Here is a 26,270-nt window from a genome sequence, read left to right on the forward strand (position 1 = left end):
CAATCATACTCGATCGTCGCGGCGCCCGAGCACGGGTGCGGCGGCCCGCCGCCCGAGGGCGCCGGCACCGTTCGCGTGCACCGTTCGGGCCGCCGGGCATCGCAAGCCGTCAGTTACAATACTGCTCTTTGTGTCGCGGCCAGGTCGTTGGCCGGGCGCCGGCCGCACGGCCTCGCCGGCGCGCCGCACACGCATCCTTTCCGAATCGACGGCGCCCGGCGGCGCGAAAGCATTCATCTATGCACATCCACATTCTTGGCATCTGCGGCACCTTCATGGGCGGTCTCGCCGTACTCGCACGCGAGGCGGGCCACACGGTGACGGGTTGCGACGCGGGCGTCTATCCGCCGATGAGCACGCAGCTCGAGGCGCAGGGCATCGCGCTGACCGAGGGCTACGGCGCCGAGCAGATCGACCTGAAACCGGACCTGTTCGTGATCGGCAACGTCGTCACGCGCGGCAATCCGCTGATGGAGGCGATCCTCGATCGCGGCCTGCCTTACGTGTCGGGCCCGCAGTGGCTCGGCGAGCACGTGCTCGCCGGCAAATGGGTGCTCGCGGTCGCGGGCACGCACGGCAAGACGACCACCTCGTCGATGCTCGCGTGGCTGCTGGAAGACGCGGGGCTGAACCCGGGCTTCCTGATCGGCGGCGTGCCGCTGAACTTCGGCGTGTCCGCGCGGCTCACCGATTCGAGCTTCTTCGTGATCGAGGCCGACGAGTACGATACGGCCTTCTTCGACAAGCGCTCGAAATTCGTGCACTACCGGCCGCGCACCGCGGTGCTGAACAACCTCGAATTCGATCACGCCGACATCTTCCCCGATCTCGCCGCGATCGAGACGCAATTCCATCATCTCGTGCGTACCGTGCCGGGCGTCGGGCGGATCGTCGTCAACGGTCGGTCGGATGCGCTCGAGCGCGTGCTGGCGCGCGGCTGCTGGAGCGAGGTCGAGCGCTTCGGCGTCGACGGCGGCTGGCAGGCGCTGCCGGCGGAGGACGGCGTGCCGGTCGACGAACGCTTCGCGGTGTATTCCCGCGCCGAGCGCGTCGGCGAAGTCGCGTGGCAGGTGCAGGGCGAGCACAACCGGATGAACGCGCTCGCGGCGATCGCCGCCGCGCGCCACGTCGGCGTGCCGCCCGCGCAGGCGGCTGCGTCGCTCGCATCGTTTCGCAACGTGAAGCGGCGCATGGAAGTGCGCGGCAGCGTCGACGGCGTGACCGTCTACGACGACTTCGCGCATCACCCGACCGCGATCGACACCACGATCGCCGGGCTTCGTGCGCGGATCGGTCGCCAAAACGCGCGCATCCTCGCGGTGCTCGAGCCGCGCTCGAACACGATGAAGCTCGGCGTGATGAAGTCGCAATTGCCGGCGAGCCTCGCCGATGCCGATCTCGTGTTCGGCTACGGCGCGCCGACCGGGCGCGACGCGCTCGGCTGGAATCTCGCCGAGGCGCTCGCGCCGCTCGGCGAGCGCGCGCGCGCATTCGACGATCTGCATCTGCTGGTGAAGGCGGTGGTCGAGGCCGCACGTCCGGGCGACCACGTGCTCGTGATGAGCAACGGCGGCTTCGGCGGCGTGCACCAGAAGCTGCTCGACGCGCTCGGGAGCCGCACGTGATCCTGTATCTGCACGGCTTCCGGTCGTCGCCGGAATCGCAGAAATCGCGGCTGCTCGCCGCGCGCATGGCCGAACTCGGCCGCGCCGGCGAGTGGCGGTGCCCGTCGCTGTCGGTGTCGCCGCTCGAGGCGATCGCGGTCGCCGAGGCCGAGGTCGCGGGGGCGGCCGACGTCACTGTCATCGGCAGCTCGCTCGGCGGCTATTACGCGACGTGGCTCGCGGAAAAACACGGGTGGAAGGCGGTGCTGCTGAATCCGGCCATCGTCCCGCAGCGCGACCTCGAACAGTATCTCGGCGAACAGCCGCTGTGGCACGGCGGTGGCACGATCGTCGTCGAGCGCCGCCACCTGCAGGAACTCGACGCGCTGCGCGTGCCGGCGATCACGCGCGCCGACCGCTACTATCTGTTCGCGGCGACCGGCGACGAAGTGCTCGATTATCGCGAGATGCTTGCCCATTACCCGGGCGCGAAAACCCGCGTGATCGACGGCAGCGATCACGGAATCAGCGAATTTGCCGACTATGTCGACGACGTTCTCGCATTTTGCGACGGAAAGACGTCATAAACCGGCCGTGTGCCGATCGAATTCCCATCATCATGCGGCGCCGCCGACGCGGCGCCCGGCAGTCTGAACGAGAGTACTGAGTGAACGTTTTCTTCGAGGAATCGGGCAGTTTCAAGGCGGGCAGTGTGCTGTCGCGCCAGGGCGACGCATTTCAGGTCGAGTTGCCCGGCGGGCGGCGCGCGAAGGTGCGCGCGAAAGACGTGCTGATCGAATTCGACAAGCCGGCAGCAGGCGAGCTGATGCAGGAGGCCGACACGGCCGCGCAGCAGATCGACCTGGACTTCCTGTGGGAATGCGCGCCGGCCGACGAGTTCGCGTACACGGCGCTCGCCGCCGAGTACTTCGGCGCGACGTACGGCCCGGTCGAGCGCGCGGCGCTCGTGCTGCGACTGCACGGCTCGCCCGTCTATTTCCGCCGCAAGGGGCGCGGCCAGTACCAGCGCGCGCCGGAAGAGCAGCTCAAGATGGCGCTCGCCTCGCTCGAGCGCAAGCGCCAGCAGGCGCTCGTGCAGGCGCAGTATGAAGAGGAACTGAAGGCCGGCAAGCTGCCGGAAGCGTTCGCGGGCAAGGTGCTCGGGCTGCTGACGCGGCCGGACAAGAATTCGATCGAATACAAGGCGATGGAAGCGGCGGCCGGCGCGCGCGGCGTATCGCCGGCGCGGCTGATGCTCGACTGCGGCGGCATCGAGTCGCCGCGGGCGCTGCACGAAGCGCGCTTTCTCGCGGAATTCTTCCCGCACGGCACGGGCTTTCCGCCCGTCACGGTCGGCCCGCTGCCGGACGACCTGCCGCGCGCGAACGTCGAGGCGTTCTCGATCGACGACATCACGACCACCGAAATCGACGACGCATTTTCGGTCGAGCACCTGTCCGACGGCCGGGTGCGGATCGGCGTGCACATCGCGGCGCCTGCGCTCGGCATCGTGCGCGGCGATCCGGTCGATGCGATCGCGCGCGCGCGCCTGTCGACCGTCTACATGCCGGGCGACAAGATCACGATGCTGCCGGACGACGTCGTCGACGTGTTCACGCTGAAAGAGGGCGATTACCGCCCGGCGCTGTCGCTGTACATCATCGTCAACCGCGAGACGCAGGACATCGTCGCGAACGAGACGCGCGCCGAGCTCGTCTTCGTGAAGAACAACCTGCGCCACAACACGCTCGACGAGCTCGTCACCGAGGAGACGCTCGCGGCCGGCACCGGCGACTATCCGCACAAGGACGACATCGCCGTGCTGTGGCCGCTCGCGCAGGCGCTGTTCGAGAAGCGCCAGGTCGCGCGCGCGGGCTACGGCCTGAAGCGCGAGGTGCAGCGCAACACCGACTACAACTTCTACGTCGAAGGCGAGCACGTGACGATCACGCCGCGCCGCCGCGGCTCGCCGCTCGACCTGATCGTGTCGGAGCTCGCGATTCTCGCGAACTCGACCTGGGGCGCGTTCCTGCACGATCACACGGTGCCGGGCATCTATCGTTCGCAGCGCGGCTTCGGCGCGCCGGGCCCGAAGCGCACGCGGATGCAGACGACGGCCGCGCCGCACGAAGGCCTCGGCGTCGCGCAATACGCGTGGAGCACGTCGCCGCTGCGCCGCTACGTCGACCTCGTGAATCAATGGCAACTGCTCGCGTGCGTGCAGCACGGCGTCACCGCGAAGCTCGCGGCGCCGTTCAAGCCGAAGGACGCCGACCTGTACGCGGTCGTGCAGGGTTTCGACGATACGTATACGGCTTACGCCGACTACCAGCGCCGGATGGAGTACTTCTGGTGCCTGCGCTGGCTCGCGCAGGAGCAGAAGAAGCAGGTCGTCGCGAGCGTCGTGAAGGGCGATCTCGTGCGCCTCGAGGAAATTCCGCTGCTGCTGCACGTGCCGGGGCTCGGCGTGCATGCGCGCGGCACGCGCGTGCTGCTCGACGTGATGTCGCTCGACGAGCTGACGATCGAGGCGTCGGTGCGCCTGCTGAACGTGCTCGACGCGCCGACCGTGACGAGCGGCGACGCGGCCGACGAAGAGGATGACGCCGAGGGCGGCGACGATACGCTGGTCGACGCGGAAGACGCGTCGGCGCAAGCCGAGGCCGAAGCGCTGGCCGAATCGGGCGACGATGCGGCGGCGGAGGGCGGCGAAGCCGCGAGCGGCAACGACGGCGAAGAGGGGCGCGCATCATGAACGCAGCGGCGTCGTCGAGCGGCGTCGACCGCTATGTCGTGTTCGGCAACCCGGTGGCGCACAGCAAGTCGCCGTTCATCCACGCGCAATTCGCCGCGCAGACCGGCGAGCCGATCGAGTACACGCACCGGCTCGCGCCGGTCGACGGTTTCGAGGCCGCCGTGCGCGCGTTCGTCGCCGAAGGCGGTCGCGGCGCGAACGTGACGGTGCCGTTCAAGCTCGACGCGCATGCGCTCGCCGACACGCTGTCGCCGCGCGCGGCGGCGGCGGGCGCGGTGAACACGCTGCGTATCGACGCCGACGGCCGTCTTCACGGCGACAACACCGACGGCGTCGGCCTCGTGCGCGACATCGAAGCGAATCTCGGCGTGTCGCTCGCGGGCGCGCGCATTCTGCTGCTCGGCGCGGGCGGCGCCGCGCGCGGTGTCGTGCTGCCGCTGCTCGACCGCGCGCCGCTGTCGATCGACATCGTGAACCGCACCGCGAGCAAGGCCGAAGCGCTCGTCGGCCAGTTCATGCAGGCCGCGCACGATGCGGGCTGCCTGCTCGCGGGCGGCGGCCCCGGCGTCGTGCGGGCCGAACCGTACGACGTGGTGATCAATGCGACGGCCGGCAGCCTCGACGCCGCGCTGCCGGAATGCGACGCCGCCGCGTTCGGCGCCGGTACGCTCGCGTACGACATGATGTACGGCGCGCAGCCGACCGTGTTCATGCAGCACGCGGCGTCGCTCGGCGCGCGCACGGCCGACGGGCTCGGGATGCTGGTCGAGCAGGCGGCCGAATCGTTCTTCATCTGGCGCGGCGTGCGGCCGGACGGCGCACCGGTGCTGGCCGCGCTGCGCCAGGCGCTCGCGGCGAGCTGAACGGAGCGCGGCACGTGGCGGCGGTGAGCGGCACGCAGCGCACGCGGACGACGAGCCTCGCTCGCTGGATCGTCTATGCGGGATCGGTGTTCGCGGGCGCATGGCTCGCGACGCAACTGTTCTATCTCGCGCAGATCGCGCTGTGGTCGTTCGTGAACCCGGGCTCGACCGCGTTCATGCGCACCGACGCGTGGTGGCTGTCGCGCGACACGCCGCCCGCGCAGATCCGGCACCAGTGGGTGCCGTACGACCAGATCTCGCGCAACCTGAAGCGTGCGCTGATCGCGTCCGAAGATTCGACCTTCGCGACCAACAACGGCTACGACGTCGACGCGATCCTGCAGGCGTGGGAGAAGAACAAGGCGCGCGGCCGGATCGTCGCGGGCGGCTCGACGATCACGCAGCAGCTCGCGCGCAACCTGTTCCTGTCGCGCGAGAAGAGCTACATCCGCAAGGGGCAGGAGCTGATCATCACGTGGATGCTCGAGACGGTGCTCGACAAGGAGCGCATCTTCGAGATCTACCTGAATTCGGTCGAGTGGGGGCGCGGCGTGTACGGCGCCGAAGCGGCCGCACGCTATTACTACAGGATTCCCGCGAGCCGGCTCGGCGCGTGGCAGTCGGCGCGTCTCGCGGTGATGCTGCCGAAGCCGCGCTGGTTCGATGCGCATCGCGGCTCGGCGTACCAGGCGCAGCGTGCGGCAGTCATCGCGCGCCGGATGGGCGCGGCCGAGCTGCCGCAATCCGAATGAGCGGCGCGTCCGCGCCGCTGCATTGTCCGTTTCGCCGCCGCCGCGCGATTGGTGCGCTGCAGCGAATTCGTGTCGCCGCCATTTCGGGCCGCATCCTTTAGACGAATCCGTCTATTTCGCTCGACTGAGCAATGCCGGCGACCGTGCGATTTTGTTGGCCTGCAGCGCATGAAATCCATGCTTTTCGAGTCTTCGCGGGTCAACGCGAAAGTCGATGAAAGCGACGTGAAATGCAACGTTTCGCGAATCGAAGCATTCCTGAAAGGTGTGCGCCGCACCGCCCGCGCGCCAAATATTTCAAAATTTTTCAAAGCTGACGGGCTCGCGTATATTGGCCAGCGCCTCGGCTTATCGGCCGCAATCGAGGCGGGGGGCGGCTTATCCGGCTGCTCGACACAAAAAACATCCGAGAGAAGGAACGCAACGATGCCAGCGAGCAAAGCGAAGCTGTTGTTGGGGGTGGTGTGTTCTTCGCTGATTCTGACGGCCTGCAACGACGACGTGACGTCGCCCGCTGCTGCAAGCGCCGCCAATTCGGCCGATCCCGCCGGTCAGGTCGACCGCGCGTACAACGATCCCAACAGTTATTCGTCGAGCGCGAACGCGTCGCTCGACGCATCCGCCGCGGTCGAAAAAGCCGCCGTCACGCACCATCAGATCACGCTGAACGGCAAGACGATCCGCTACACGGCCACCGCCGGCCACCTCGTCGCACACAATCCGCAGACGGGCGCGCCCGAAGCGTCATTCTTCTATGTCGCGTACACGGCCGACAACCAGCCCGCGGCGAAGCGGCCCGTCACGTTCCTGTACAACGGCGGCCCGGGCTCGGCCTCGGTGTGGCTGCACCTCGGTTCGTTCGGCCCGCGCCGGATCCAGACCGGCGACCCGAACGCGAACACGTCGACGTTCCCGTTCGTCGACAACCAGGAAACGCTGCTCGACACGACCGACCTCGTGTTCGTCGATGCAATCGGCACCGGCTTCTCGGAAGCGATCGCGCCGAACACGAACCAGACGTTCTGGGGCGTCGACCAGGATGCCGGCGCGTTCCGCGATTTCGTGACGCGCTACCTGAGCGTGAACCAGCGCAACGATTCGCCGAAATACCTGTTCGGCGAATCGTACGGCACGCCGCGCACCGACGTGCTCGCGAACCTGCTCGAGACGGCCGGCGTGAAGCTCGACGGCATCGTGCTGCAATCGTCGATCCTGAACTACAACACGAACTGCGACATGGCGAGCGACTATGTCGGCAACTCGAACAACGGCGCGAGCCCGGTGAGCTGCGCCGGCTTCGTGCCGTCGTACGGCACGGTCGGCGCGTATTACCAGCTGGACAACCCCAATCCGTCGAATCTGCCGCAGTATGCGGACCAGATGCGCCTGCTGACGGCCGGCAGCTACGCGCCTGCCGTGAACGCGTATCTGGCGAGCCACACGCCGCCGCCGCCGAATCTCGTCACGACGATGGCGAATTCGACCGGTGTGAAGCGGGCGCTGTGGAATGCGGACTTCAACGTGGTCCCGACCTTCTTCGACAACAGCTTCCAGCTGTCGCTGGTCCCGGGCACGCTGATCGGCCGCTACGACGCACGCGTGAACGTGCCCGTGTCGAGCCCGCTCGCGGCCGACGGCGATCCGTCCAGTTCGTTCATCACGAAGCCGTTCACCGACACGATCGGCAGCTACCTGCCGAACGAGCTGAAGTACACCGCGCAGTCGGCCTACTCGGTGAGCAGCAATGCGATCAACACGTGGGACTGGACGCACGACGGTCTGGCGATGCCCGACACGATCCCCGATCTGGCCGCGGCGCTGACACTGAATCCGCAGTTGAAGGTGCTGTCGCTGAACGGGTATCACGACATCGCGACGCCGTTCTACCAGACCGAGCTCGACCTCGCGCGGCTCGGGACGCAACCGAACCTGACGATCAAGGACTATCAGGGCGGGCACATGGTTTATCTCGACGATACGTCGCGTCCGCAGGAGAAAGCCGATCTCGTGACCTTCTACAGCGCGGCCGCGCACTGATTGCGCCACGTCGGCGACGGGCGCCCCCGGCGGCGCCGCTCGCCGGCCGTCGACCTCATTCCAGACTGGAGCCTGACATGAAGAATCGTTTCATCGTCGTTGCCGCGGCGCTCGCATGCGTCGGCGCCGCAGCATCCCTCTCCGCGTTCGCGCAGGCGAGCGACGCCGCCGCGCCGGCGCGTGCGCGCCAGGCGCAACTCGGCGATCCGTACGTGCCGCCGGCCGCCCGCCATCCGACCGCCGGCACGCAAACGACCGGCGCCGCGCTGCATGCGCAGGTGGTGCGCAAGCTCGCGCGGCAGTTCAGCGCGGCCGATACGCAGAACACGGGTTCGATCACCGAGTCGCAGGCGCGTGCGGCCGGCCTCGGCTATGTCGCGAACCACTTCCGGCAGATCGACGCGGGCGGCAACGGTCGCGTGTCGTTTGCCGACGTGCAGCGCTACATGCAGACGCGCGACACGAGCCAGCAGTAAGCGCGGGACGCGTCGGACAAACGGGGGCGGAGCCTGCGACGCGGCGGGTTTTCCGCCCCCGTGCGCATGGCGTGGCCGCCGCGTCGAGCCCGCGGCCGATTTCGTCCCAATCTCATTATCTGGACAACGCATTCAAATATTGGAGACGAGTGCGTGCGCTCCTACAATCCGAAGCACATCGACAGCTTCGGACCCACGCATCGCGCGGCGCCCGTCGCACACGGAGACACCTTCCATGAAGTTCGCCGGGCGCTTTACTCGGTGCATCGACCGCCGCCACGCCGCAGCACCGGACGCAGTTCCGGCGCCGCGCGTGCGGCTTCACCGATTCCGTTGAAGAAGCCCCGCCCCATGACCAAGATGCCAGATTCCCTTGCCCTCGACGCCCAGCGCGCGATGCCGGTCAATGCGTCGCTGACCGACAGCATCGGCGCGACCAGCACGCCGCTCGACCTCGCCGCGCAGCAGGCCGGCACGCAGACGCTGCTGCGCGGCCTCGCGATCCTCGAGGCGATCGCCAACGGCGCGCGCGACATGCGCGCGATCGGCGCCGCGCTCGGCACGACGCGCAGCACGACGCACCGGCTCGTCAGCAGCCTCGTGCAGGCGCGCTATCTGCGCCAGGTGCAAGGCGGCTACCTGCTCGGCCCGAAGCTGATCGAGCTGGGCACGATCGCGCTCGAGCAGATGCCGCTCACCGCGGTGGCGCGTCCGCATCTGGAAGCGCTCGCGGAAGCGACGCTCGACACGATTCACCTCGGCGTGCGCGACGGCGACGACGTGTTGTACATCGACAAGATTCCCGGCACGCGCGGCCTCGAGATGCGCTCGCGCGTCGGCCACCGGATGCCGCTCGCGTCGACCGGCATCGGCAAGGCGATGATGCTCGACCTCGATCCGGACCTGTGGCGCTCGCTGTTCGAAGCCGCGCGGCGTGCGCTGGCCGGCGTCAACTTCAAGCCCGACAACCGGCCCGAGACGAGCGCGTTCCTGCAGCGCATGGCCCATTACGCGGCCGGCGGCTATACGTTCGATCTCGAGGAAAACGAGGCGTCGATCCGCTGCGTGGCCGCGCCGATCCGCGATGCGTCGGGCGCGATCGTCGCGGCCGTGTCGGTCGCGAGCACGATTCCGTACATGCCGCACGACCGCATGGACGAACTGATTCCGCTCGTGCAGCGCGAAGCGCGAGCCATTTCCGCGGAGCTGGGCTGGAGCCCGCCGCAGGGTACCCGCAGGATCAAACGATGACGACTTCGACCCGGCCCGTTCCGGATGCCAGCTCCGCCTCCCCGTCGCTGATCGCGCTCGACTGGGGCACCACGTCGCTGCGCGCGTATCTGTTCGACGCGCACGGCGTGCCGATCGACACGCGCAGCCGGGCGGCCGGCGTGATGCACGTGCCGGGCGGCGGCGCGCGTGCGTTCGACGCGGTGTTCGAGGAAGCGTGCGGCGACTGGCTCGACCGTGCGCCCGGCCTGCCGGTGCTCGCCGCCGGCATGGTCGGCAGCGCGCAGGGCTGGCGCGAGGCGCCGTACGTCGCGGTGCCGGCCGGCGCCGACGCGCTCGTCGCGGGCCTCATCACGGTGACGACGGCGCGCGGCGCGACGGTCTCGATCGTGCCGGGCGTGATCGCGACGGGCGAATTGCCCGACGTGATGCGCGGCGAAGAAACGCAGATCGTCGGCGCGCTCGCGAGCGACCCGACGCTTGGCGCCGATCGTTCAGGGGTCCTGATCGGCTTGCCGGGCACGCATGCGAAATGGGCGTGGGTGAAGGACGGGCTGATCGAGCGCTTCCAGACCTTCATGACCGGCGAGCTGTTCGCGGTGCTGCGCGATCACACGATCCTCGGCCGCACGATGCGAACGGGCGCGTCGCCCGACCGCGACGCGTTCGTGCGCGGCGTATCGGTCGCACGCGGCGCGCAACACACGGGGCTGCTCGCGACGATTTTCAGCACGCGCACGCTGGGGCTGACCGACCGGCTTGCGCCCGATGCGCAGGGCGACTACCTGTCCGGCTTGCTGATCGGCCACGAGCTGAATGCGCTCGATGCAATGCTCGCGGAGCGCGGCATCGCGCTCGCGAACCAGCCGCTGCTGCTGATCGGCGACGACGGCTTGTGCTCGCGCTACGTCGATGCGCTCCAGGTATTCGGCCATGCGCATGCGCGTGTCGCCGCGCATGCGACCGAACTCGGCCTGTGGCGGATCGCGTCGCGCGCCGGGCTCGTGCGCGCGGACGGCAAACCCGTCTGCGCCGACCACTGAACACTGAACCGCTTGCAGAGGAATCCTCGATGCCGTCCGACCTGACATTGCCCGCGCCGTACACGCCCCACGCCGCATTGATGCGCGCGTTCGACGCGTGTCCGCTGATCGCGATCATGCGCGGCATCACGCCCGCCGAAGCGGCCGATCACGGCCGCGCGCTGTACGACGCCGGCTTCCGGATCGTCGAGGTGCCGCTCAACTCGCCGGACCCGTTCGACAGCATCGCGGCGCTGCGGCGCGCGTTGCCGGACGACGCGATCGTCGGTGCGGGCACCGTGCTGCGCGCCGAGTACGTCGACCGCGTGCAGGACGCGGGCGGCGCGCTGATCGTGATGCCGCACAGCGACGCAGCCGTGATCCGCCGCGCACGCGAGCGCGGGCTGGCGAGCGCGCCGGGCGTCGCGACGCCGACCGAAGCGTTCGCGGCGCTGACGAACGGCGCCGACGTGCTGAAGATGTTCCCGGCCGAGCAACTCGGCGTGACGGTCGTGAAGGCGTGGCGCGCGGTGATCGACCGCGCGGTGCCGCTGATTCCGGTCGGCGGGATCGCGCCGGACAACATGCGGCCGTTCCTCGACGCCGGCGCGAACGGCTTCGGGCTCGGTTCGGCGCTGTATCGCCCCGGCCAGTCGGCCGACACGACCGCGGCGAATGCGCGTGCGTTCCAGGCCGGCTTGCGCGTCGCGCGCGGCGGAGCCGCATGATGGGCCGCCTCGCGGGCAAGGTCGCGATGGTGACGGGCGCGGGCCGAGGCATCGGCGCCGCGATCGCGCGCGCGTTCGTGCGCGAAGGCGCGGCCGTCGCGCTCGTCGATCTCGACTTCCCGCAGGCGCAGCACACGGCCGCCGCGATTGCACACGAATGCGACGGCGCGCGCGTGCTGCCGCTGCAGGCGGACGTCGCGCGGCAGCAGGCGGTACGCGACGCGCTCGCGCAGACCGAAGCGGCGTTCGGCCCGCTCGACGTGCTCGTGAACAACGCGGGCATCAACGTGTTCGCCGATCCGTTGACGATGACCGACGACGACTGGCGGCGCTGCTTCGCGGTCGATCTCGACGGCGTGTGGCATGGCTGCCGTGCGGCGCTGGAGGGCATGGTCGAGCGCGGGCGCGGCAGCATCGTGAACATCGCGTCGACGCATGCATTCAGGATCATCCCGGGCTGCTTTCCGTACCCGGTCGCGAAGCACGGCGTGCTGGGGCTCACGCGGGCGCTCGGCATCGAATACGCGGCGCGCAACGTGCGCGTGAACGCGATCGCGCCGGGCTACATCGAGACGCAGCTGACGCGCGACTGGTGGGACGCGCAGCCCGATCCGGCCGCCGCGCGCGCCGAGACGCTCGCGCTGCAGCCGATGAAGCGGATCGGCCGCCCGGAGGAGGTCGCGATGACGGCCGTGTTCCTGGCGTCCGACGAGGCGCCGTTCATCAATGCCGCGTGCATCACCGTCGATGGCGGGCGCGCGGCGCTGTATCACGACTGACGCAACGATTCGAAAGACCGCACGTGCGACGGCCGCGCGCATGCTGCGTCGAAACCAACAAGCGGCTGCATCCTGTTCGATGAAAACAAGGAGACACTGGAGATGAAACGCAGAACGTTCGTAACGCTGGCCGCTGCGGCCGCGGTGGTGATGGGTAGCCCGGTCGCGCACGCGGCCGACCCGGTCAAGATCGGCTTCCTGGTGAAGCAGCCTGAAGAGCCGTGGTTCCAGGACGAATGGAAATTCGCCGAGATCGCCGCGAAGCAGAAGGGCTTCACGCTCGTGAAGATCGGCGCGCCGTCCGGCGAGAAGGTGATGAGCGCGATCGACAACCTGTCCGCGCAGAAGGCGCAGGGCTTCATCATCTGCACGCCCGACGTGAAACTCGGGCCGGGCATCGTCGCGAAGGCGAAGTCGCACAACCTGAAGATGATGACGGTCGACGACCGCCTCGTCGACGGCGCGGGCAAGCCGATCGAGGCGGTGCCGCACATGGGGATCTCCGCGTACAACATCGGCAAGCAGGTCGGCGACGGCATCGCGGCCGAGATCAAGAAGCGCGGCTGGGACATGAAGGACGTCGGCGCGATCGACATCACCTACGAGCAGTTGCCGACCGCGCACGACCGCACGAGCGGCGCGACCGACGCGCTGGTCGCCGCCGGCTTCCCGAAGGCGAACGTGATCGCGGCGCCGCAGGCGAAGACCGACACCGAAAACGCGTTCAACGCGGCGAACATCGCGCTCACGAAGAATCCGCAGTTCAAGCACTGGGTCGCGTACGGCCTGAACGACGAGGCCGTGCTCGGCGCGGTGCGCGCGGCCGAAGGGCGCGGCTTCAAGGCCGACAACATGATCGGCATCGGCATCGGCGGTTCCGATTCGGCGTTGAACGAGTTCAAGAAGCCGCAGCCGACGGGCTTCTACGGCACCGTGATCATCAGCCCGAAGCGCCACGGCGAGGAAACCTCGGACCTGATGTACGCGTGGATCACGCAGGGCAAGGCGCCGCCGCCGCTGACGCTGACGACGGGCATGCTCGCGACGCGCGAGAACGTGGCGAAGGTGCGCGAGGAGATGGGGCTCGCGTCGAAGTAAGCGGCCCGCCGGCTGCCGCGGCGACGCGGCGGCCGGCGGTCGATCGATCTAGAAGTGGGGAGACGACGTGTCAGCGGCACTGCGTTTTGACAATATCGGCAAGGTATTTCCCGGCGTGCGCGCACTCGACGGCATTTCGTTCGACGTGCATGCGGGCGAGGTGCATGGCCTGATGGGCGAGAACGGCGCGGGCAAGTCGACGCTGTTGAAGATTCTCGGCGGCGAATACCAGCCCGATGCGGGCAGCGTGCTGGTCGACGGCCAGCCCGTGCAGTTCGCGAGTGCGGCCGCGTCGATCGCGGCCGGCATCGCGGTGATTCACCAGGAATTGCAGTACGTGCCCGACCTGACGGTCGCGGAAAACCTGTTGCTCGGCCGCCTGCCGAACGCGTTCGGCTGGGTGAGGAAGCGCGAGGCGAAGCGTTACGTGCGCGAGCGGCTCGGCGAGATGGGCGTCGATCTCGATCCGGACGCGCGGCTCGGGCGGCTGTCGATCGCGCAGCGGCAGATGGTCGAGATCTGCAAGGCACTGATGCGCAACGCGCGCGTGATCGCGCTCGACGAACCGACGAGCTCGCTGTCGCATCGCGAGACCGAAGTGCTGTTCAAGCTGGTCGACGATCTGCGTGCGCAAGGCCGCGCGCTGATCTACATCTCGCACCGGATGGACGAGATCTACCGGCTGTGCGATGCGTGCACGATCTTTCGCGACGGGCGCAAGATCGCGTCGCACGAATCGCTGGCCGACGTGCCGCGCGAGCGGCTGGTTGCCGAGATGGTCGGGCGCGAGATTTCGGACATCTACCATTACGCGCCGCGCGCGCTCGGCGACGTGCGGTTTTCCGCCGAAGGCGTCGACGGCCCGGCATTGCGCGAACCCGCGAGCTTCTCGGTGCGCGCGGGCGAGATCGTCGGTTTCTTCGGGCTCGTCGGCGCGGGTCGCAGCGAGCTGATGCGGCTCGTGTACGGCGCGGACCGCCGGCGCGCGGGCGTGCTGACGCTCGACGGCACGCGCATCGACGTGAAACGCACCGGCGACGCGATTCGGCACGGGATCGTGCTGTGCCCCGAGGACCGCAAGGAAGAAGGGATCATCGCGATCGCGTCGGTCGCCGAGAACATCAACATCAGCTGCCGCCGCCATTCGTTGCGCGCGGGGCTCTTCATCAACGGCAAGACCGAAAGCGAAACGGCCGACCGCTTCATCCAGCGGCTGAAGATCAAGACGCCGAACCGGCGCCAGAAGATCCGCTTCCTGTCGGGCGGCAACCAGCAGAAGGCGATCCTGTCGCGCTGGCTCGCGGAGCCCGACCTGAAGGTCGTGATCCTCGACGAGCCGACGCGCGGGATCGACGTCGGCGCGAAGCACGAGATCTACGACGTGATCTACCGGCTCGCGGAGCGTGGCTGCGCGATCGTGATGGTGTCGTCGGAACTGCCGGAAGTGCTCGGCGTGTCCGACCGCGTCGTCGTGATGCGCGAAGGCCGGATCGCCGGCGAGCTGCCGCGCGCGCAGGCGAACGAGCACGCGGTGCTGAACCTCGCGCTGCCGCAGACGAGTGCGGTCGAGGCGGCCTGACGCGGCATACGACATTCGAATCGAACACGCGCGGCGTGGGCCGCGCGATGCAGGAGCAGGAGATACACCATGCAAGTCAACGAAAATCTTGCCAGCGCCGCCGCGAAGCCGTCGGCCGACGCGCTGGTGCCGCAGCAGAGCGACCGCCAGAAGTGGTGGCAGCATCTGACCGAATACAGCCTGATCGCGATCTTCGCGGTGATGTTCATCACGATGTCGCTGACCGTCGATCACTTCTTCTCGATCGACAACATGCTCGGCCTCGCGCTGTCGATCTCGCAGATCGGCATGGTCGCGTGCACGATGATGTTCTGTCTCGCGTCGCGCGACTTCGACCTGTCGATCGGCTCGACCGTCGCGTTCTCCGGCGTGCTGTGCGCGATGGTGCTGAACGCGACCGACAACACGTTCGTCGCGATCGTCGCGGCGGTCGCGGCCGGCGCCGCGATCGGCTTCGTGAACGGCGCGGTGATCGCGTACCTGCGCATCAACGCGCTGATCACGACGCTCGCGACGATGGAGATCGTGCGCGGGCTCGGCTTCATCGTGTCGAAGGGGCAGGCGGTCGGCGTGTCGTCGGACACCTTCATCGCGCTCGGCGGGCTGTCGATGTTCGGCGTGTCGCTGCCGATCTGGGTCACGCTGCTGTGCTTCATCGGGTTCGGCGTGCTGCTGAACCAGACCGTCTACGGCCGCAACACGCTCGCGATCGGCGGCAATCCGGAAGCGTCGCGGCTCGCGGGGATCAACGTCGAACGCACGCGCGTGTACATCTTCCTGATCCAGGGCGCGGTGACGGCGCTCGCGGGCGTGATTCTCGCGTCGCGCATCACGTCGGGCCAGCCGAATGCCGCGCAGGGTTTCGAGCTGAACGTGATCTCCGCGTGTGTGCTCGGCGGCGTGTCGCTGATGGGCGGCCGCGCGACGATCTCGGGCGTCGTGATCGGCGTGCTGATCATGGGCACCGTCGAGAACGTGATGAACCTGCTGAACATCGACGCGTTCTACCAGTACCTCGTGCGCGGCGCGATCCTGCTCGCGGCCGTGCTGCTCGACCAGCTCAAGAACCGCGGCGTACGCGACTGACCGACCTGTTCCCACGGAGACGATCCGCATGACCATCGACACTTCCGCGCCCGATCCGCACGCCGCGAGCGACACGCGCTTCGCGCGCTACCCGAGCCTCGAGGATCGCACCGTGCTGATCACGGGCGGTGCGACCGGCATCGGCGCGTCGTTCGTCGAGCACTTCGCCGAACAGGGCGCGCGCGTCGCATTCGTCGATCTCGACGCGGCGGCCGGCGCCGCGCTCGCCGAGCGCCTCGCGCATGCGCGACATGCGCCGCTGTTCCTGTCGTGCGACCTGACCGACATCGACGCGCTGCGCCGGGCGATCGACGCGATCCGCGCGCGCATCGGCGCGATCGCGGTGCTCGTGAACAACGCGGCGAACGACACGCGCCATGCGATCGGCGACGTGACGCCCGCGTCGTTCGACGCGGGCATCGCGGTGAACCTGCGTCACCAGTTCTTCGCCGCGCAGGCGGTGATCGACGACATGAAGCGGCAGGGCGGCGGCGCGATCATCAATCTCGGCTCGATCAGCTGGATGCTGAAGAACGGCGGCTATCCCGTCTACGTGATGGCGAAGGCGGCCGTGCAGGGCCTGACGCGCGGCCTCGCGCGCGAGCTCGGCCCGTTCGGCATCCGCGTGAATTCGCTGGTGCCCGGCTGGGTGCTGACCGACAAGCAGCGCCGGCTGTGGCTCGACGACGCGGGCCGCGCGGCGATCAAGGCCGGCCAGTGCATCGATGCCGAGCTGCTGCCGGCCGATCTTGCACGGATGGCGCTGTTTCTCGCGGCCGACGACAGCCGGATGATCACCGCGCAGGACGTGATCGTCGACGGCGGCTGGGCCTGATCGTTCGCACGACCTGCATCGTTTCTTCGACGAAGGAAAGGAGCTCACCATGACCGCCACGTCCTCGCGCGCATCGTCGTCCACCAGCCAGTCGCGCCGCGCGCGCCTGGCTGCCGCCGCCCAGCCGGTCAGCCCCGGCCCGCAGACGGCCGCGTTCGCGCAGGGCGTCGGCGCCGCGCATGCGGCGGCCGTCACGCTGTCGAACGCGTCGCTGCGGCTCGACGTGCTGCCGCACCTCGGCGGCGGCATCGCGCGCTTCGACTGGCGCGGCGACAACGGCGTGCTGATGCCGGTGTTCCGTCGTTGCGAGCACCCGGAGACGGCGACGGACCCGAACGAGCTCGCGTGCTATCCGCTGCTGCCGTACTCGAACCGGATCGGCGACGGGCGCTTCGAATGCGACGGGCGCAAGGTCGCGGTGCCGCGCAACCGTCGCGACGAGCCGCTGCCGATCCACGGCGATGGCTGGCTCGCGCCGTGGCAGGTGGACGATGTGACCGACACGTCGTTGCAACTGTCGCTCGACCGTGCCGCCGGCGCGCCGTATGCGTTCCGCGCGATCCAGTCGTTCGAGCTCGACGACGCGACGCTGTCGATCGCGCTGACGATCGAGAACGCGGGGCGCGCGCGGCTGCCGTTCGGGCTCGGCGTGCATCCCTTCCTCGTGCGCGATGCGGCGACCGAGCTGGCCGCGGCGGCGGGCGGCCTGTGGCTGTCGGGCGCCGATTTCCTGCCGGTGCGGCACGTCAGCGTGCCGCCGGCCTGGCAGTTCGGCGTCGCGTATCCGCTGCCGGCCACGCTCGTCAATCACGCGTTCACCGGCTGGGGCGGCCACGCGACGGTGAGCTGGCCGCGCCGCCGGCTGTCGCTGACCGTCTCGGCCGACGCCGACGCGTACGTGCTCTATACGCCGCCGGGCGAGGATTTCTTCTGCTTCGAGCCGGTCGATCATCCGATCAATGCGGTGAACCTGCCGGGCGGCGCGGCCGCGCACGGGATGACGCTGCTCGCGCCCGGCGAGCGGCTCACGCGGCGCTTCGCGTTCACCGTCGAGCGCGCCGATGCGCGCGGCAGCGCCGCGGCACGCGAGGCCCGCCCGCGACGCGGGTAAAATACGCGGTCTACCAACGGTTTGCCGCGAGTACCCGCCATGTCTTCCCCGCTTACTTTCATCGAATCGCTGCGCGCCGCGTGGCAACGCACGAATTCGCTGCTGTGCGTCGGCCTCGATCCCGAGCCGTCGCGCTTTCCCGTGCAGTTCGACGGCCAGCCCGACGCGATCTTCGAGTTCTGCCGGCAGATCGTCGACGCGACCGCGCAGTACGCGAGCGCGTTCAAGCCGCAGATCGCATACTTCGCCGCGCACCGCGCGGAAGACCAGCTCGAGCGCCTGATCGCGCACATCCATCTCCAGCATCCGGGCCTGCCCGTGATCCTCGACGCGAAGCGCGGCGACATCGGCAGCACCGCCGAGCAGTACGCGCGCGAAGCGTTCGAGCGCTATCGCGCGGACGCCGTCACGGTGAACCCGTACATGGGCTACGACTCGGTCGAGCCGTACTTCGAGCACGAAGGCAAGGGCGTGATCGTGCTGTGCCGCACGTCGAACCCGGGCGGCTCGGACCTGCAGTTCCTCGACACGAACGGCGCCGGCCATCCGGGCCGGCCGCTGTACCAGGTCGTCGCCGACCTTGCGGCGAACAAGTGGAATGCGAAGAGCGGCCAGCTCGGCCTCGTGGTCGGCGCGACGTTCCCGAACGAAATCGAGATCGTGCGCGGGATCGTCGGCGACATGCCGCTGCTGATTCCCGGCATCGGCGCGCAGGGCGGCGACGTGCAGGCGACCGTCAACGCGGGGCGCACGGCCGACGGCACCGGGATGATGATCAACTCGTCGCGCGCGATCCTGTATGCGAGCAAGGGCGAGGATTTCGTCGAAGCCGCGGCGCTCGCCGCGCAGAAGACGCGCGACGCGATCAACGCGCATCGCTGATCGAATCGCGCGACGCCGTATCGCCGCACCGTATCGCTGTACCGTATCGCACCACACCGCCCGGCCGCCCGCTGGGCGGTTGGTGCCCGCCCAGCGCCCGCGGGCCGCGCTGCATCCTCCCGTTCCCCTCCGCGTTCCCCGATCGTCCCTGGCGCACGCCGACAACTTCCCGTCGCTTCCGCACCGCATGTCGCTAATTTATTCGCGCGATGCTGCCTCTTGTCATCGATCCGTCACGAAAATGTCAAGAAAAGGAGCGACGCCATGCCCAAGCTGTCCCGCCGTCTTCTGAGCGCGTTCGCCGCGTCGCTGTGCATGACGTTCGCCCATGCGGCGGATCTGTCGCACTGGCCGGCCGACAGCGCGAAGGCGCTGAACGCGATGATCGCCGCGCACGCGAACCGCGGCGACTACGCGGTGTTCGACGCCGACAACACGACCTACCGCTACGACCTCGAGGAAGCGCTGCTGCCGTATCTCGAGAACCGCGGCGTGCTCACGCGCGATTCGCTCGACCCGTCGCTGAAGCTGATCCCGTTCAAGGATGCCGCCGACTACAAGGAATCGCTGACGAGCTACTACTACCGGCTGTGCGAGATCGACGATCTGGTCTGCTATCCATGGATCGCGCAGGCGTTCGCCGGGCAGTCGCTCGCCGACCTGAAGCGCCACGTCGACGCGATGCTCGCCGACGGCAAGCCGATTCCGATCCGCTACTGGCACGGCGACAAGATCGTCGACGGCACGGTGAACCCGCCGCGCTTCTTCCGCGGGATGCAGGAGCTGTACAACGCGCTGCGCGAGAACGGCATCGACGTCTACGTGATGACGGCCGCGCACGAGGAGCTCGCGCGGCTCGTGCTGTCCGATCCGAAGTACGGCTACAACGTGAAGCCGCAGAACGTGATCGGCGTGACGACGCTGCTGCGCGACCCGGCGACCGGCACGCTGACGACGTCGCGGCTGCAGATCAAGGCCGGCAAGTACGACGAGGCCGCGAACCGCCACCTCGTGATCACGCCGTTCCTGATGAACCCGATGACGTGGTACGAAGGCAAGCTCGGTTCGATCGTCGGCTGGATCGACCAGTGGAAGAAGCCGGTGCTCGTCGCGGGCGACACGCCGACGTCCGACGGCTACATGCTGCTGAACGCGACCGATGTCGCGCGCGGCGGCGTGCGTGTGTGGGTCGACAAGAAGGACAAGCAGATGGCGCAGATCCGCGCGTGGTCGGACGAATCGGCCGCGAAGCAGAAGTCGCTCGGCTTGCCGGTGACGGCGGACAAGAACTGGATCGTCGTGAAGCCCGACGCGATTCAATAAGCGCGCGGCGGGGCGGCACGCCCCGCCCGGTCAGCGCTCGCGCTCGTCGAGCAGCTTCAGCAGCCCGCGCAGCGCATGCGCGGCCGCCTGCGTGCGGATCTGTTCGCGGTCGCCCTTGAACACGAGCGTCTCGACGTCGGTATGCAGCCGGTTGCTCCAGCCGAACGATACGGTGCCGACCGGCTTCTTCTCGCTGCCGCCGGCCGGGCCCGCGATGCCGGTAACGGACAGCGCGATCTGCGCGCGGCTGTTGCGCAGCGCGCCTTCGGCCATCGCTCGCGCGACGGGCTCGCTGACGGCGCCGTGCTTGTCGATCAGGTCGGCCGGCACGCCGATCATCTCGATCTTGGCCTGGTTCGAGTACGTGACGAAGCCGCGCTCGAACCACTGGCTGCTGCCGGAGATGTCGGTGATCGCCGCGGCGATTATGCCGCCGGTGCAGGATTCGGCGGTGGCGAGCGTGAGGTGCTCGTCACGCAGCTTGTTGCCAGCGCGGATCGCAAGCTGGTGAACGACGGAATCGGTTGGCATACGCGTCGGGAAACAGTCGGGGAAGCAGTCGGAAAATCGGTCAGCCGGCGACGGAGCGCCACAGGGCGATCACGAGCAGCGTCATGAACGCGGCCACCAGGTCGTCGACCATGATGCCGAGCCCGCCTTTCAGGCGGCGCTCGAAGTAGTGGATCGGCGGCGGCTTGAGCATGTCGAAGAAGCGGAACGCGACGAACGCCCACAGCTGGCCGACGAAGGTCGCGGGCGTGACGAACAGCATCACGAGCCAGATCGCGACGATCTCGTCCCAGACGACGGCGCCCGGGTCGGCCATCCCGGCCTTCTTCGCGGTGAAACCGGTGACCCACGTGCCCGCCACGAAGCCGACGGCGATCAGCGCCCACCATTCGGGCACTGTCAGGTAGCGGTTGAGCACGACGAACGTGAGCCAGCCGAACAGCGAGCCGAACGTGCCGGGCATGATTGGCGCGAGCCCGCTGCCGAAGCCGAGCGACACGAGATGCGCCGGGTGCGACAGCATGAAGCGGGCCGTCACGCGTGTCGGCGCGGGCTGCGCGGCGCCGGGCTCGGCCGCGGCGTGCGTGGGCGTCGGATCAGTCTGCATGGAAGTGGTCGAAGCCGTGCAACGTGAGAGCGAGGGGCGCGCCGGCCGCGTCGCGCCACGCGATGGCGGGTTGCGCCGACGGCGCGGACAACGCGCGTATTGTACCGATTCGCGTGACCGGCACGCCGGCCGTGGCGCCCGCCGCCGCGACCGCCGCGCGGGCCGCGACTGGCGCCGTGAAGCACAGTTCGTAGTCGTCGCCGCCGGCCAGCGTGCAGCGGCGCTGCACGTCGGCCGGCAGCGTCGCGAGCGCGGCCGAGCGCGGCACCGCGTCGGCGTCGATCTCGGCGCGCACGTTCGAGCGCGTCAGGATGTGCTGGAGATCGCCGGCGAGGCCGTCCGACAGGTCGAGCGCCGCGTGCGCGACGCCCGCGAGCGCCAAGCCGAGCGCGACGCGCGGTTCGGGCCGCTCGAGCGCGCGCCGGAACGCGGCGGCTTCATCCGCGCCGGCCACCCATTCGCCGCGGGCGACGCCGAGGCCCGCGCGCGCATCGCCCAGCGTGCCGGACACCCACACGTCGTCGCCGTCGCGCGCGGCATCGCGCCGCAGCGCCGCGTCGGGCGCGACTTCGCCGAACACGGTCACGCACAGGTTCAGCGGCCCGCTCGTCGTGTCGCCGCCGATCAGCTCGCAGCCGTATCGCTCGGCCAGCGCGAAGAGGCCGTCGCTGAACGCCTCGAGCCACGCCGCGTCGGCCCGCGGCAGCGCGCACGCGAGCGTGAATGCGCGCGGCTCGGCGCCCATCGCCGCGAGGTCCGACAGGTTGACCGCGAGCGTCTTGTGGCCGAGCGCGTCGGGCGCGACATCGGGGAAGAAGTGGCGGCCTTCCACCAGCATGTCCGTCGAAATGGCCAGCAATTTCCCGGATCGGGGCGCAATCAGTGCGCAATCGTCGCCGATGCCGAGCGTCGACGCGCGGGCGCCCTGCGCGGCGCGGCGCGTGAAGAAGCGTTCGATCAGCGAAAACTCGGAGAGGGCGGCTGGCACGGCGGGCGGTCCGAAACGGTTGAAGGAACGGCATTGTACGAGGCGAGCGGCGGCGCTCCTGCACCATCCAGTACATTTTGGTCGCGGCTGTTGCACCCGAATCGCCGGTCTGGCGGCCGATGATTGGCGCTACAATGCCGTCGAACAGTTATTCTAATCCGCACGTCACGAGACACATGTCCACCCAAGCCTCCTCCAAAGCCAAGCTCCGCGAAGCCGCGCTCGACTATCACGAATTTCCGACCCCCGGCAAAATCGCGATCGCTCCGACCAAGCAGATGATCAACCAGCGCGACCTCGCGCTCGCGTATTCGCCGGGTGTGGCGTACGCGTGCGAGGAGATCGTCGAGAACCCGCTGAACGCGGCGCGTTTCACCGCGCGCAGCAACCTGGTCGGCGTCGTGACGAACGGCACGGCGGTGCTCGGTCTCGGCAACATCGGCCCGCTCGCGTCGAAGCCGGTGATGGAAGGCAAGGCGGTGCTGTTCAAGAAGTTCGCGGGCATCGACGTGTTCGACATCGAGCTGAACGAATCGGACCCGCACAAGCTCGTCGACGTGATCGCCGCGCTGGAGCCGACCTTCGGCGGGATCAACCTCGAAGACATCAAGGCGCCGGACTGCTTCATCGTCGAGCGCGAAGCGCGCAAGCGGATGAAGATCCCGGTGTTCCACGACGACCAGCACGGCACCGCGATCGTCGTGGCCGCGGCCGTCACGAACGGCCTGAAGGTCGTCGGCAAGGACATCAAGAAGGTCAAGCTCGTCGCGTCCGGCGCGGGCGCGGCCGCGCTCGCGTGTCTCGACCTGCTGGTCGACATCGGCCTGCCGCTCGAGAACATCACGGTGACCGACCTGGCCGGCGTGGTCTACAAGGGCCGCACCGAACTGATGGATCCGGACAAGGAGCGTTTCGCGCGCGAAACCGACGCCCGCACGCTCGCCGAAGTGATCGACGGTGCGGACATCTTCCTTGGCCTGTCGGCCGCGGGCGTGCTGAAGCAGGAGATGGTGAAGGGCATGGCCGAGCGCCCGCTGATCCTCGCGCTCGCGAACCCGACGCCGGAAATCCTGCCGGAACTCGCGCTCGAAGTGCGCCCCGACGCCGTGCTGGCCACCGGCCGCACCGATTACCCGAACCAGGTCAACAACGTCCTGTGCTTCCCGTTCATCTTCCGCGGCGCGCTCGACGTCGGCGCGACGACGATCACGCGCGAAATGGAGATCGCGGCCGTCAATGCGATCGCCGAACTCGCGCAGCACGAGCAGAGCGACATCGTCGCGACCGCGTACGGCATCCAGGATCTGTCGTTCGGGCCCGAATACCTGATCCCGAAGCCGTTCGATCCGCGCCTGATCGTGAAGATCGCGCCGGCCGTCGCGCAGGCCGCGATGGACGGCGGCGTCGCGACGCGCCCGATCGAGGACATGGAGGCGTATCGCGTCCATCTGCAGCAGTTCGTGTATCACAGCGGCACGACGATGAAGCCGATCTTCCAGATCGCGCGCGCCGCGCCGGAAGAGAAGAAGCGCGTCGTGTTCGCGGAAGGTGAAGAAGAGCGCGTGTTGCGCGCCGTTCAGATCATCGTCGACGAAAAACTCGCGAAGCCGATCCTGATCGGCCGCCCGTCGGTGATCGAGCACCGCATCCAGCGCTACGGCCTGCGCCTCACGCCCGGCGCCGATTTCACGGTCGTCAACACCGAGCACGACGAGCGCTACCGCGACTTCTGGCAGACGTATCACAAGATGATGGCGCGCAAGGGCATCAGCGAGCAGCTCGCGCGCGTCGAAATGCGCCGCCGCACGACGCTGATCGGCTCGATGCTGGTGAAGAAGGGCGAAGCGGACGGGATGATCTGCGGCACGATCAGCACCACGCACCGCCACCTGCACTTCATCGACCAGGTGATCGGCAAGCGCCCGGGCTGCAGCGTGTACGCGGCGATGAACGGCCTCGTGCTGCCGGGCCGCCAGATTTTCCTCGTCGATACGCACGTGAACGTCGATCCGACGCCGGAGCAACTGGCCGAGATCACGATCATGGCCGCGGAAGAAGTGCGCCGCTTCGGCATCGAGCCGAAAGTCGCGCTGCTGTCGCACTCGAATTTCGGCACGAGCAATGCACCTTCGGCGAAGAAGATGCGCGATACGCTCGCGATCCTGCAGGAAGCCGCGCCGGAGCTGAAGGTCGACGGCGAGATGCACGGCGACGTCGCGCTCGACGCGGCGCTGCGCAAGGAAATCCTGCCGGAATCGACGCTGGAAGGCGACGCGAACCTGCTGATCCTGCCGAACATCGACGCCGCGAACATCGCGTACAACCTGCTGAAGACGGCCGCCGGCAACAACATCGCGATCGGGCCGATCCTGTTGGGCGCCGCGGAGCCGGTGCACGTGCTGACCGAATCGGCGACCGTTCGCCGCATCGTCAACATGGCGGCGCTGCTGGTCGCCGACGTCAACGCCGCGCGCTGAGGCGAAACGACGCGGCGCCGGTCGAACCGGTGCCGCGCGTCGGGCGAAATTGTAAACAAAAGCAAAAAGAGGCGTGCCCGCAATGGGCACGCCGCGGGCAGGGCGCAATCGCGCTTCCCATAAGCAACAGCAGCATCTTTCCACTCCGGGTAGCGAGTGTGGCAAGGAGGCAGGGTCTTGCCATATGAAAGATGCCGGTCGTATTTTATCCTATGTAAGTTAAATGTAGTGTAAATTCGATAAGAAATACGGCATTACCGGTGTCGCGCGGCTTTCGATTCCCAAACGGACATTGATTCGCGCGGCCAATAACGCTACGCTAACGCCTTTGTTGGTCGTCAACTACTTGATTTAACAGCGGGAACCCTGGTTCATGGCACGCAAGTGGCTCCGCAACGGCGCGCTCGCGTCCGTCTTCGCGATGTTCGCGATGGGTATCGTCGGCACGCCGACGGGCAGTCTGGTTTCCGCCGCTTACGCACGGGAGGCCGTTCCGGCCGACGTGGCCGCGAGCGGGCTCGATACGATCCCGGCCGCCCGTCTTCCGCGCGAGGCCGTGACCACGCTGGGCTTGATCGCCGCCGGCGGCCCCTATCCGTACGAGAAAGACGGCGTCGTATTCGGCAATCGCGAGCGGATCCTGCCGAAGGCGAAGCGCGGCTACTACCATGAGTACACGGTGCCGACGCCGCGTGCGCGCAATCGCGGCGCGCGCCGGATCGTCTGTGGCGGGCCGTTGCGCCGGATCGACAACTGTTATTACACGGGCGACCACTACAACAGTTTTAAACGTATTGTTGAATGACTTCGGGACGAATGGCATGAGCGACTCCATCTACGCGCACGATACGGCGGCGGCGGAACTGTTCGCGGCCGGCGACGGTAATCTGTTTCAGCGTGTGATTCAGTTGCACGCGGCGGCGCAGGCCGGCGGCACGCCGGAGCAACAGGAAGCCGAGCCCGGGCTTTCATCGAACGAGGAGCCTATGAGCCTTTTCACGACCGTGCGACCCAATCTCGTGCAGTCGATCCGCGCGTTCCGCGTGCAGGATCTCGCCGACGAAGCCGGTCGGCTCGGCCAGCATTTCCTGTATGCGTATTGCGGCGCCGCGCAGTCGAAGCAGGAAGTGATGGAAACGATCGCGACGTCGTTCCTGTTTCCGAAGCATTTCGGGAAGAACTACGACGCGCTGTACGACTGCCTGACCGACCTCGTCGCGAAGGCCGGCGCGCAGCCCGGTTTCGTGATCGTCCTCGAAGGGCTGCCGATCGCGCAGAAATTCGACAAGGAAGGGCGCGAGACGCTGCTCGACGTGTTCCGCGAGGCGGCCGAATTCTGGGCCGAGCGCAAGGTCGCGTTCCGCGTGTTCTACTCGTTCGCGTAAGCGCATCGGCCTGCGGCCGATTCGCCGAACCGCCCGTCAAAAGCCCGCTTCGAGCGGGCTTTTTTGCGTGTGCGCCCAGCATGGGCGCATTCCTGCGGGTGGAAGTCCCGCCATAAGCTGATCACGGCAAATGAAGTGAAGCG

At 68.2% G+C, this 26,270-nt stretch carries 24 protein-coding genes; 21 read left to right on the forward strand and 3 right to left on the reverse strand.

Annotated features, from left to right (window positions below; translation table 11 throughout):
* The first annotated feature begins 239 nt into the window (after nt 1–239).
* The 18 genes from mpl (at nt 240) to WT24_RS24365 (ending at nt 20,160) form a co-directional block, all read left to right on the forward strand.
* Nucleotides 240–1,625: a UDP-N-acetylmuramate:L-alanyl-gamma-D-glutamyl-meso-diaminopimelate ligase gene (mpl, locus tag WT24_RS24280; RefSeq protein ID WP_060036092.1), complete on the forward strand. Its 1,386-nt coding sequence runs from the start codon at nt 240–242 to the stop codon at nt 1,623–1,625.
* A complete protein-coding gene (locus WT24_RS24285) occupies nt 1,622–2,191 on the forward strand; it encodes a YqiA/YcfP family alpha/beta fold hydrolase (RefSeq protein ID WP_059500939.1) in 570 nt (189 codons plus the stop codon). Before mpl ends, WT24_RS24285 begins: the two co-directional genes overlap by 4 nt.
* A gap of 80 nt (nt 2,192–2,271) precedes the next feature.
* On the forward strand, nt 2,272–4,359 hold the full coding sequence (locus WT24_RS24290; RefSeq protein WP_060036093.1) for a ribonuclease catalytic domain-containing protein: 2,088 nt from the start codon (nt 2,272–2,274) through the stop codon (nt 4,357–4,359).
* Nucleotides 4,356–5,222 (forward strand): shikimate dehydrogenase, encoded by an 867-nt coding sequence (gene aroE, locus WT24_RS24295; protein ID WP_059500941.1) that lies wholly within the window; start codon nt 4,356–4,358, stop codon nt 5,220–5,222. The genes WT24_RS24290 and aroE overlap by 4 nt, the downstream gene beginning before the upstream one ends.
* A gap of 14 nt (nt 5,223–5,236) precedes the next feature.
* A complete protein-coding gene (gene mtgA / locus WT24_RS24300) occupies nt 5,237–5,974 on the forward strand; it encodes a monofunctional biosynthetic peptidoglycan transglycosylase (RefSeq protein ID WP_059500942.1) in 738 nt (245 codons plus the stop codon).
* Between the two features lie 426 nt (nt 5,975–6,400).
* Complete coding sequence (locus WT24_RS24305; RefSeq protein WP_060036094.1) at nt 6,401–8,011, forward strand: S10 family peptidase; 1,611 nt, start codon at nt 6,401–6,403, stop codon at nt 8,009–8,011.
* A gap of 77 nt (nt 8,012–8,088) precedes the next feature.
* Nucleotides 8,089–8,487 carry an EF-hand domain-containing protein gene (locus tag WT24_RS24310; RefSeq protein WP_059500944.1) on the forward strand — a complete coding sequence of 133 codons (399 nt, stop codon included), beginning with the start codon at nt 8,089–8,091 and terminating at the stop codon, nt 8,485–8,487.
* Between the two features lie 351 nt (nt 8,488–8,838).
* Nucleotides 8,839–9,738 (forward strand): IclR family transcriptional regulator, encoded by a 900-nt coding sequence (locus WT24_RS24315; RefSeq protein ID WP_060036095.1) that lies wholly within the window; start codon nt 8,839–8,841, stop codon nt 9,736–9,738.
* Nucleotides 9,735–10,760, forward strand: coding sequence for a 2-dehydro-3-deoxygalactonokinase (locus WT24_RS24320; RefSeq protein WP_059500945.1), 1,026 nt, complete (start codon nt 9,735–9,737; stop codon nt 10,758–10,760). Before WT24_RS24315 ends, WT24_RS24320 begins: the two co-directional genes overlap by 4 nt.
* 29 nt (nt 10,761–10,789) lie before the next feature.
* Complete coding sequence (locus WT24_RS24325) at nt 10,790–11,467, forward strand: 2-dehydro-3-deoxy-6-phosphogalactonate aldolase (RefSeq protein ID WP_059500946.1); 678 nt, start codon at nt 10,790–10,792, stop codon at nt 11,465–11,467.
* On the forward strand, nt 11,467–12,246 hold the full coding sequence (locus WT24_RS24330) for an SDR family oxidoreductase (protein ID WP_059791982.1): 780 nt from the start codon (nt 11,467–11,469) through the stop codon (nt 12,244–12,246). Before WT24_RS24325 ends, WT24_RS24330 begins: the two co-directional genes overlap by 1 nt.
* A 102-nt stretch (nt 12,247–12,348) precedes the next feature.
* Entirely contained in the window at nt 12,349–13,344 is a 996-nt protein-coding gene (locus WT24_RS24335; RefSeq protein ID WP_059500947.1) for an arabinose ABC transporter substrate-binding protein, read from the forward strand.
* 67 nt (nt 13,345–13,411) lie between these two features.
* Nucleotides 13,412–14,923, forward strand: a complete 1,512-nt coding sequence (gene araG, locus WT24_RS24340; RefSeq protein WP_060036096.1) for an L-arabinose ABC transporter ATP-binding protein AraG — start codon at nt 13,412–13,414, stop codon at nt 14,921–14,923.
* A 69-nt stretch (nt 14,924–14,992) separates the two neighbouring features.
* Nucleotides 14,993–16,009 carry an L-arabinose ABC transporter permease AraH gene (gene araH / locus WT24_RS24345; protein WP_059500949.1) on the forward strand — a complete coding sequence of 339 codons (1,017 nt, stop codon included), beginning with the start codon at nt 14,993–14,995 and terminating at the stop codon, nt 16,007–16,009.
* Between the two features lie 28 nt (nt 16,010–16,037).
* Nucleotides 16,038–16,844 carry an SDR family NAD(P)-dependent oxidoreductase gene (locus WT24_RS24350; RefSeq protein WP_060036097.1) on the forward strand — a complete coding sequence of 269 codons (807 nt, stop codon included), beginning with the start codon at nt 16,038–16,040 and terminating at the stop codon, nt 16,842–16,844.
* Nucleotides 16,845–16,893: 49 nt separating this feature from the next.
* Nucleotides 16,894–17,955 carry an aldose 1-epimerase gene (locus WT24_RS24355; protein ID WP_060036098.1) on the forward strand — a complete coding sequence of 354 codons (1,062 nt, stop codon included), beginning with the start codon at nt 16,894–16,896 and terminating at the stop codon, nt 17,953–17,955.
* Between the two features lie 39 nt (nt 17,956–17,994).
* Nucleotides 17,995–18,837, forward strand: a complete 843-nt coding sequence (pyrF, locus tag WT24_RS24360; protein WP_059500952.1) for an orotidine-5'-phosphate decarboxylase — start codon at nt 17,995–17,997, stop codon at nt 18,835–18,837.
* Between the two features lie 264 nt (nt 18,838–19,101).
* Nucleotides 19,102–20,160 carry a hypothetical protein gene (locus WT24_RS24365; RefSeq protein ID WP_059500953.1) on the forward strand — a complete coding sequence of 353 codons (1,059 nt, stop codon included), beginning with the start codon at nt 19,102–19,104 and terminating at the stop codon, nt 20,158–20,160.
* Between the two features lie 30 nt (nt 20,161–20,190).
* On the opposite strand, the gene WT24_RS24370 is transcribed toward WT24_RS24365, so the two are convergent.
* Genes WT24_RS24370 through thiL form a run of 3 tightly spaced genes read right to left on the reverse strand, consistent with a single transcriptional unit; the run spans nt 20,191 to nt 22,265 of the window.
* Nucleotides 20,191–20,691, reverse strand: a complete 501-nt coding sequence (locus tag WT24_RS24370; protein ID WP_060036099.1) for a CinA family protein — start codon at nt 20,689–20,691, stop codon at nt 20,191–20,193.
* A gap of 40 nt (nt 20,692–20,731) precedes the next feature.
* Nucleotides 20,732–21,277, reverse strand: coding sequence for a phosphatidylglycerophosphatase A (locus WT24_RS24375; protein ID WP_059791881.1), 546 nt, complete (start codon nt 21,275–21,277; stop codon nt 20,732–20,734).
* A complete protein-coding gene (gene thiL, locus WT24_RS24380; RefSeq protein WP_060036100.1) occupies nt 21,267–22,265 on the reverse strand; it encodes a thiamine-phosphate kinase in 999 nt (332 codons plus the stop codon). Before thiL ends, WT24_RS24375 begins: the two co-directional genes overlap by 11 nt.
* Nucleotides 22,266–22,399: 134 nt before the next feature.
* Between thiL and WT24_RS24385 the strand changes: the two genes are divergently transcribed.
* The 3 genes from WT24_RS24385 to WT24_RS24395 all read left to right on the forward strand — a co-directional run bounded on the left by WT24_RS24385 (nt 22,400) and on the right by WT24_RS24395 (nt 26,127).
* The gene (locus WT24_RS24385) at nt 22,400–24,742 is read left to right on the forward strand and encodes an NADP-dependent malic enzyme (RefSeq protein WP_306453362.1); all 2,343 of its coding nucleotides are present in this window, start codon (nt 22,400–22,402) and stop codon (nt 24,740–24,742) included.
* A gap of 373 nt (nt 24,743–25,115) precedes the next feature.
* Nucleotides 25,116–25,547, forward strand: a complete 432-nt coding sequence (locus tag WT24_RS24390) for a ribonuclease domain-containing protein (RefSeq protein ID WP_059500957.1) — start codon at nt 25,116–25,118, stop codon at nt 25,545–25,547.
* Between the two features lie 16 nt (nt 25,548–25,563).
* A complete protein-coding gene (locus tag WT24_RS24395; protein WP_006476945.1) occupies nt 25,564–26,127 on the forward strand; it encodes a barstar family protein in 564 nt (187 codons plus the stop codon).
* Nucleotides 26,128–26,270: the final 143 nt, after the last annotated feature.

This window comes from Burkholderia sp. MSMB1078WGS (assembly GCF_001528895.1).
Lineage (GTDB): Bacteria > Pseudomonadota > Gammaproteobacteria > Burkholderiales > Burkholderiaceae > Burkholderia.

Excerpts from the sequence above, each read along its gene's own strand:
- WT24_RS24310 (WP_059500944.1), top strand. The coding sequence starts at position 8,089 with ATGAAGAATCGTTTCATCGTCGTTGCCGCGGCGCTCGCATGCGTCGGC.
- WT24_RS24350 (WP_060036097.1), top strand. The coding sequence starts at position 16,038 with ATGACCATCGACACTTCCGCGCCCGATCCGCACGCCGCGAGCGACACG.
- WT24_RS24375 (WP_059791881.1), bottom strand. The coding sequence starts at position 21,277 with ATGCAGACTGATCCGACGCCCACGCACGCCGCGGCCGAGCCCGGCGCC.
- araH (WP_059500949.1), top strand. The coding sequence starts at position 14,993 with ATGCAAGTCAACGAAAATCTTGCCAGCGCCGCCGCGAAGCCGTCGGCC.
- WT24_RS24390 (WP_059500957.1), top strand. The coding sequence starts at position 25,116 with ATGGCACGCAAGTGGCTCCGCAACGGCGCGCTCGCGTCCGTCTTCGCG.
- WT24_RS24315 (WP_060036095.1), top strand. The coding sequence starts at position 8,839 with ATGACCAAGATGCCAGATTCCCTTGCCCTCGACGCCCAGCGCGCGATG.
- WT24_RS24370 (WP_060036099.1), bottom strand. The coding sequence starts at position 20,691 with ATGCCAACCGATTCCGTCGTTCACCAGCTTGCGATCCGCGCTGGCAAC.
- WT24_RS24395 (WP_006476945.1), top strand. The coding sequence starts at position 25,564 with ATGAGCGACTCCATCTACGCGCACGATACGGCGGCGGCGGAACTGTTC.
- WT24_RS24385 (WP_306453362.1), top strand. The coding sequence starts at position 22,400 with ATGCCGTCGAACAGTTATTCTAATCCGCACGTCACGAGACACATGTCC.
- mpl (WP_060036092.1), top strand. The coding sequence starts at position 240 with ATGCACATCCACATTCTTGGCATCTGCGGCACCTTCATGGGCGGTCTC.
- WT24_RS24330 (WP_059791982.1), top strand. The coding sequence starts at position 11,467 with ATGGGCCGCCTCGCGGGCAAGGTCGCGATGGTGACGGGCGCGGGCCGA.
- WT24_RS24325 (WP_059500946.1), top strand. The coding sequence starts at position 10,790 with ATGCCGTCCGACCTGACATTGCCCGCGCCGTACACGCCCCACGCCGCA.
- WT24_RS24305 (WP_060036094.1), top strand. The coding sequence starts at position 6,401 with ATGCCAGCGAGCAAAGCGAAGCTGTTGTTGGGGGTGGTGTGTTCTTCG.
- WT24_RS24365 (WP_059500953.1), top strand. The coding sequence starts at position 19,102 with ATGCCCAAGCTGTCCCGCCGTCTTCTGAGCGCGTTCGCCGCGTCGCTG.
- pyrF (WP_059500952.1), top strand. The coding sequence starts at position 17,995 with ATGTCTTCCCCGCTTACTTTCATCGAATCGCTGCGCGCCGCGTGGCAA.
- WT24_RS24355 (WP_060036098.1), top strand. The coding sequence starts at position 16,894 with ATGACCGCCACGTCCTCGCGCGCATCGTCGTCCACCAGCCAGTCGCGC.
- WT24_RS24335 (WP_059500947.1), top strand. The coding sequence starts at position 12,349 with ATGAAACGCAGAACGTTCGTAACGCTGGCCGCTGCGGCCGCGGTGGTG.
- WT24_RS24320 (WP_059500945.1), top strand. The coding sequence starts at position 9,735 with ATGACGACTTCGACCCGGCCCGTTCCGGATGCCAGCTCCGCCTCCCCG.
- aroE (WP_059500941.1), top strand. The coding sequence starts at position 4,356 with ATGAACGCAGCGGCGTCGTCGAGCGGCGTCGACCGCTATGTCGTGTTC.